The organism is Oleiphilus sp. HI0086 (genome assembly GCF_001635225.1).
On record NZ_LWFZ01000332.1, the window covers coordinates 1 to 430 of the forward strand.

Consider the following 430-nt stretch of genomic DNA (forward strand, 5'->3'; position numbering starts at 1 on the left):
GGTAGTGAGCTCAAACAAAAAGTCTGTTTCTCGATGGCGAATATGATTGATGTTGATAAAAGCCCTCTGAGAAACATGGATACGATATATTGCCAGAATGTTCTGATTTACTTCCGCAAGGAATTAAAACACAACATTCTGAATAGTCTGGTAGAAAGGCTGGCCCCTAAAGGGCTGCTCGTAATTGGACAAGGCGAAGCTGTCGATTGGCAAAATCCACATGTTGAGCGAGTTCAAAACAATCAGACTTTGGCGTTTATTCGTCGAAATTAACACACAAAAACAACGCATTTATAGATTGGAGAAGTTATGGGTAATAACCATGACTACATAGCCTTAGACTGGGTTAAAGGCGAAATTAAACAAACATTGTCCCAAGCTCAAATAGCGTTGGAGGCTTATGTCGAGAACAAAGAAGACACGCCTCAAA

The 430-nt window shown here is 40.5% G+C and carries 1 protein-coding gene; it reads left to right on the top strand.

The genetic code is table 11. The annotated features are described in order from the left end of the window. The coding region (locus A3756_RS04290; protein ID WP_304438853.1) for a CheR family methyltransferase at window positions 1–273 on the top strand (273 nt) is incomplete at its 5' end. Between the last annotated feature and the right edge of the window lie 157 nt (window positions 274–430).